The organism is Micrococcus sp. LASM2_SD2, from assembly GCF_057364565.1.
Genome location: NZ_JBNFOB010000159.1, coordinates 1 through 5,578, shown reverse-complemented (window position 1 = coordinate 5,578; position 5,578 = coordinate 1). Strand labels below are relative to the sequence as shown.

Genomic DNA, 5,578 nt, shown 5'->3' with positions numbered 1-5,578 from the left:
TGCGGGGCTGGGCCTGGGACGGCCGGGCCTCGGCGCCGGGAGGCTCGGGTCTGGGCAGCCGTCGTCCCCGTGTACCGGCGACTGCCGGCGGCGGTGCAGGGGAGCGTCGCCCGCTGGATCCTGCACACGCTGCGGGACTGAGCCGCGGGACCGACCGGACCGCCCCGCGCAGCCCTTCCCGTTTCGCGAGCGAAAACGCTGTGGTGTGCGAACCGGACGGCCCCGCGCGGCCCGGGATGGAAGGATGGCGCCCATGAGCACCACGGAATGGATCGTCGTCGGCGTCATGGTCCTCGCGCTGATCGCGATGCCCTTCATCATCCGTGCCGTCCTGCGCAGCCCCATGGAGCGCATCATCGAGCGCAGGGACATGCGTCAGCGTCCGGGCCTGATCGTCGGCAACGCCCCGGCGCACCGCCAGGCACGGCGCCGGGCGGAGCGGGAGGCGGCCCGCCGTTCGGACGTGGACTGACCTCGCTCCCGCCCGGCGTCTACCCTGGACCGCGTGAACGTCAGGATCCCCGACGCCCTCTGGGCCAGCCGCCGCTCCACCGCCTTCACGGTCTACCTGATCGTGTGCGTGGTGCTGGTCGCCCTGAACCTGCGCACGGTCTTCTCCTCCTTCGCCGCGGTCCTCACCGAGTGGACCGCACTGACCGGCATGGGGTCCGGCGCCGTCGCCCTGATCTCCGCCCTGCCGGTCACGGTGGTGGGTCTGGCCGCCCCCTTCGTCCCGCTGCTCGCCCGACGCTGGGGCACCTGGTCCGCACTCACCGTCGGCCTCGGACTCATCGCCCTCGGTCTCGGCATCCGCTCCCTGCCCGCCGGCGACGCCCTCTGGCCCCTCTGGGTCGGCACCCTCGCCGCGGCCCTGGGCATCTCGGTGGGCAACGTGGTCCTGCCGGTCGTGGTGAAGATGGACTTCCCCTCCAGCATCGGGCTGATGAGCGGCATCTACACCATGACCATCTGCGCCTCCGCCGCCCTGGGCGCCGCCTTCACGCAGCCGCTGCTCGGCGCCCTCGGAGACGTCCGCCTGGCCCTCGGTGCGTGGGCGCTGTTCGCCGTGCTCGTCCTGCTCGTGATCGCCCCGGCCCTGTGGTCCATGCGCGGCCTGGTGGGCCGCGTCCACCGTCCATCCTCCGTTTCCCGACGACGGACCCGTCCCTCCGCCACGCCCCTCACCTCCTCGCCGGATGCGTCCGACCGGGCCGACCGTCCCGCCACGGCGGACGGACCGGCGGAGGCGGGTGCCGTCGTCGTGCCCCACCCGGAGGCGGAGCCGAGTCCGCTGCGGTCCCGGACCGCCTGGTGGCTGACGCTGATGATGGCGGCGCAGGCGATGAGCTCGTTCGCGGTGTTCGCGTGGATGGCGCCGATCCTGCGGCACCGCGGGATGGACGCGGGCGCGGCCGGGACGGTGGTGGCGGCGTCGATCATGCTGCAGGTGGCCGGGTCGCTGATCGCGCCGATCATCGCGGCGCGGATGCGGCGGCAGTCCTGGCTGGCGGTGGCCGCGGCGGCGCTGACGGGGGCGGGATTTGCGCTGGTGATCGTCGGGCCGATGGGCGCGATGGGCGTGTGGGCCGCGATGCTCGGCGTGGGGCAGGGGGCGCTCACCGCGGTGGCGCTGACGATGATCGGGCTGCGGACGGCGACGGCTACGATGGCGTCGCGGCTGTCCGGGATGATGCAGGGCGTGGGGTACACGCTCGGCTCCTCGGGGACGTTCCTGGTGGGCCAGCTGTTCGCCGTGACCGGGTCCTATGTGCCGGCGGCGGTGCTGTTCGCGTGCACGGGGACGCTGGCCGCGGTGTTCGGGTTCCTGGCGGGGCGGGACCGGGTCGTGCACGTGCGCGAGTGAACGCCCCTGGCGTTTTCGTTCGGGAAACCGTCGAGTTCGCCCAGACCGCCTCCGTGACCGCAGGCACCTGACCTCCCGCACGTCGAGGTGGGACAATGGCCGGGATGAGTGACAAGAGCCCCCGCCGCCCGAACCCCCGCACCCGCACCGCTGCCCCCGCCGAGCGACCCCAGGTGCGTCCCCAGGCCGAGGGCTGGACCCAGGCCGCCGACTCCGCCGGTCGTCCGCTGCTGCAGTTCAAGCAGCCGCGCGTGAAGCAGCCTCCGCAGCACCTGGCGGACATGACCCTGGAGGAGCGTCAGGCCAAGGCCAAGGAGATCGGCCTGCCGGCGTTCCGCGCCAAGCAGCTCTCCGTGCACTACTTCGAGCACCACACCACGGACCCGGAGCAGATGACCGATCTGCCCAAGGACAAGCGCGCCGAGATCGCCGAGGCGTTCTTCCCGCCGCTGCTCACCGAGGTCCGCCGCCTGAAGACCGACGACGGCGCCACCATCAAGTTCCTCTGGCGCCTGTTCGACGGCGCGCTCGTGGAGTCCGTGCTCATGCGCTACCCGGGCCGCGTGACCCTCTGCGTGTCCTCGCAGTGCGGCTGCGGCATGAACTGCCCCTTCTGCGCCACCGGCCAGAACGGCCTGACCCGCAACATGTCCGCCGCGGAGATCGTGGAGCAGGTGGTCCGCGCCAACCAGGTGATCGCCGCCGGCGAGCTGGGCGGCAGGCGGAAGACGGGCCACAACGCCGAGCGCGTCACCAACATCGTGTTCATGGGCATGGGCGAGCCGTTGGCGAACTACAAGCGCCTCATGGCCGCCGTGCACCGCATGGTGGACCCGGCCCCGGAGGGCCTGGGCATGTCCGCCCGCCACATCACCGTCTCCACCGTGGGCCTCGTCCCGGCCATCCGGAAGCTGGCACAGGAGAAGGTCCCGGTGACCTTCGCCCTGTCCCTGCACGCCCCGGACGACGAGCTGCGCGACGAGCTCATCCCCGTGAACTCCCGGTGGAAGGCGGACGAGGCGATCGACGCCGCCTACGAGTACTTCCAGGCCACCGGCCGCCGCGTGTCCATCGAGTACGCGCTCATCAAGGACATGAACGACCACCCGTGGCGTGCCGACCTTCTGGCGAAGAAGCTCAACGCACGCGGCAAGGGCTGGGTGCACGTGAACCCCATCCCGCTGAACCCGACCCCGGGCTCCATCTGGACCTCCTCGGAGCCGGCGGTGATGCGGGAGTTCGTGCAGCGTCTCGAGGATGCCGGCATCCCCTGCACCCTCCGGGACACCCGCGGTAAGGAGATCGACGGCGCCTGCGGCCAGCTCGCCGCCGACGGTGACGACGAGGCCGCCGCCGAGAAGGTCGCCGACTGACTCCACCCCCCGTCTAGACGAGAGTGAGGGCGAAGGTTCCCGTCATTCCTCACGAATGACGGGAACCTTCGCCCTCATCACGCACGGCGCCGAGGCCGCAGCACCGGGCTCCGGCGCCGCAGCCCCCGCACCCTCCGCAGCCCCCGCGTCAGCCGCGGAACGCCGCCTCACCGGTGAGCGCCTGGCCCACGATCAGGGTGTGGACCTCGTCCGTGCCCTCGTAGGTGCGCACGGACTCGAGGTTGTTGGCGTGGCGCAGCGGCGAGTAGTCGCCGGTGATGCCGTTGCCGCCCAGGATGGTCCTCGCCTCGCGGCAGATCTCGATCGCGGTGCGGCAGTTGTTCAGCTTCGCCACGGAGATCATCGCGGGGGTGAGGGTGCCCTCGTCCTTGGCGCGGCCGAGGCGCAGGGCGAGCAGCTGGCCGGTGGCGAGCTGCAGGGTCATGTCCGCGAGCTTCTTCTGGGTCAGCTGGTAGCCGGAGAGCGGCTTGCCGAACTGCAGCCGCTCCTTGGAGTAGTCCAGCGCGGCCTCGATGGAGTCGCGGGCGGCGCCCATGGCACCCCAGGCGATGCCGTAGCGGGCCTCGGACAGGCACATGAACGGGCCGCGCAGGCCCGGGTGCTTCGGCATGATCGCGTCCAGCGGGAGGCGGGCGCCCTCCAGGGTGATGTCGCACTGCAGGGAGGCGCGCATGGACATCTTCCGGGTGATGGGGGTGGCGGTGAAGCCTTCGGTGTCCGTCGGCACGATGAACCCGCGGACCTGCTCGCCGCCCTTGCCCTCGCGCAGCTCCAGGCCGAGGCCGCCGGCGGAGTCGGCCTTCGCGGCGTCCTCGTCCGAGACCTTCGCCCAGATCACGCCGAGCGTGGCCACGGAGGCCAGGCCGATCCAGCGCTTGGCGCCGTCCAGGACCCACTCCTCGCCCTCGAGGCGGGCGCGGGTGGTCATGGAGGCCGGGTCGGAGCCGGCGGTCGGCTCGGTGAGGCCGAAGAAGCCGAGGGCGTCGCCGGCGGCCATCTGCGGCAGCCAGGTCTTCTTCTGTTCTTCGGAGCCGTGCTTGTGGATCGCGGACATCGCGAGGGAGCCCTGCACGGACACCACGGTGCGCAGGCCGGAGTCGCCGGCCTCCATCTCCTGCATGGCCAGGCCGTATTCGGTGGCGGTGCGGCCGGCGCAGCCGTAGCCCTGAAGGTGCATGCCGAACAGGCCGAGCTCGGCCATCTCCGGCACGATCTCCAGCGGCAGCGTGGCCTCGTCGAACCACGTGGCGATGTTCGGGCGGACGCGACGGTCCACGAAGTCCGCGACGCGGTCCCGGACCGCGATCTCCTCGGCGGACAGCTGCGACTCGATGTCCATCAGGTCGGTGGGGTGCTTGGGCACGGTTCCTCCTGGCAGGTGCTGCGGCTCCGATGCCGCGCGGGTTCTCTCCCGTTCACTCTAGGCGCGCCGTTCCGGCGCTGACAGGGACGGAACCACGACGACGGCGCCCTCACCCTGCTCTGTCGCCTGCGGTGGGGTGCGGCCCCGCCCCTGACGTCACCTCATGTCTCTATCAAGAGTCGGTATGACCGTTCTGGTCTGAATCGGGTGAGGCTCAGCCGTCGGTGACGGGCGAGGCGGAGGCGGGGGAGCCGTCGTCGTGCTGGAAGACCGCCACCGAGGCGTCCACCACGGAACGGAGCGCGGCGGAGTCATGGTCCCGGCGCCAGATCATGCGCATGTCCATGGGGTCGGCCGGGCCGGAGAGGCGGACGAAGCGGACGCCGGACTCGTGGTGGGCGTTGTCCCGGACGGTCTCCATGCTGAAGCCGACGCCGTTGCCGGCGGCCACGAGTACGAGCATGGTCCAGGAGTCCGGGGCCGTCTCGATCACCCGCGGGATCACGCCGGCCGAGAGGGACAGGGACGTGAAGCGATGGTGCAGGGCGGCGCTGACGCCGGTGGGCAGCACGATCCAGTCCTCGTCCGCGAGCTCGGCGAACGCGACCTCCTCCCGGTGGGCGAGGCGGTGGTCCACGGGCAGAGCGGCGAGCACCTCCTCGCGGCGCAGCAGCACCGAGTCCAGCTCCGGCGGCAGGTGGTCCCAGCGGCCGATCGCCAGGTCCAGGTGGCCGTCCATCACGCGGGAGAAGCCCTGGTGGGAGAACTGTGCGGAGTGCAGCTCGAGGGCGAGGCCCGGGTGGTCGGCCTTCACCTTGCGGGCCAGGCGGCCGACGTGCCGGTGGTTCGAGGTGCTGGCGAAGCCGAGGCGGATGCGGCCCGTGCGTCGGCGGTCACATCGGCCACTGACGCGGTCCACGTCCGCGGCCGCGTCCGCCAGGCGCCGGGGCGGCGGGG

The 5,578-nt window shown here is 72.0% G+C and carries 5 protein-coding genes; 3 read left to right on the top strand and 2 right to left on the bottom strand.

The window, feature by feature from the left end; genetic code table 11:
• Window positions 1-253: 253 nt before the first annotated feature.
• The 3 genes from AC2W7A_RS08785 to rlmN all read left to right on the top strand — a co-directional run bounded on the left by AC2W7A_RS08785 (window position 254) and on the right by rlmN (window position 3,237).
• Window positions 254-472 carry a hypothetical protein gene (locus AC2W7A_RS08785; protein ID WP_485991028.1) on the top strand — a complete coding sequence of 73 codons (219 nt, stop codon included), beginning with the start codon at window positions 254-256 and terminating at the stop codon, window positions 470-472.
• Between the two features lie 33 nt (window positions 473-505).
• Window positions 506-1,864, top strand: a complete 1,359-nt coding sequence (locus tag AC2W7A_RS08780) for an MFS transporter (protein WP_485991027.1) — start codon at window positions 506-508, stop codon at window positions 1,862-1,864.
• Between the two features lie 104 nt (window positions 1,865-1,968).
• Window positions 1,969-3,237: a dual-specificity RNA methyltransferase RlmN gene (gene rlmN, locus AC2W7A_RS08775; RefSeq protein WP_485991026.1), complete on the top strand. Its 1,269-nt coding sequence runs from the start codon at window positions 1,969-1,971 to the stop codon at window positions 3,235-3,237.
• A gap of 148 nt (window positions 3,238-3,385) precedes the next feature.
• Here rlmN and AC2W7A_RS08770 read toward each other — a convergent pair whose 3' ends face one another.
• Together AC2W7A_RS08770 and AC2W7A_RS08765 are read right to left on the bottom strand one after the other, a co-directional pair.
• Window positions 3,386-4,597 (bottom strand): acyl-CoA dehydrogenase family protein, encoded by a 1,212-nt coding sequence (locus AC2W7A_RS08770; protein WP_485991029.1) that lies wholly within the window; start codon window positions 4,595-4,597, stop codon window positions 3,386-3,388.
• A gap of 238 nt (window positions 4,598-4,835) precedes the next feature.
• Window positions 4,836-5,578: LysR family substrate-binding domain-containing protein (locus tag AC2W7A_RS08765; RefSeq protein ID WP_485991025.1), on the bottom strand; the 743-nt coding region annotated here is incomplete at its 5' end.

Excerpts from the sequence above, each read along its gene's own strand:
- AC2W7A_RS08785 (WP_485991028.1), top strand. The coding sequence starts at position 254 with ATGAGCACCACGGAATGGATCGTCGTCGGCGTCATGGTCCTCGCGCTG.
- AC2W7A_RS08770 (WP_485991029.1), bottom strand. The coding sequence starts at position 4,597 with ATGGACATCGAGTCGCAGCTGTCCGCCGAGGAGATCGCGGTCCGGGAC.
- rlmN (WP_485991026.1), top strand. The coding sequence starts at position 1,969 with ATGAGTGACAAGAGCCCCCGCCGCCCGAACCCCCGCACCCGCACCGCT.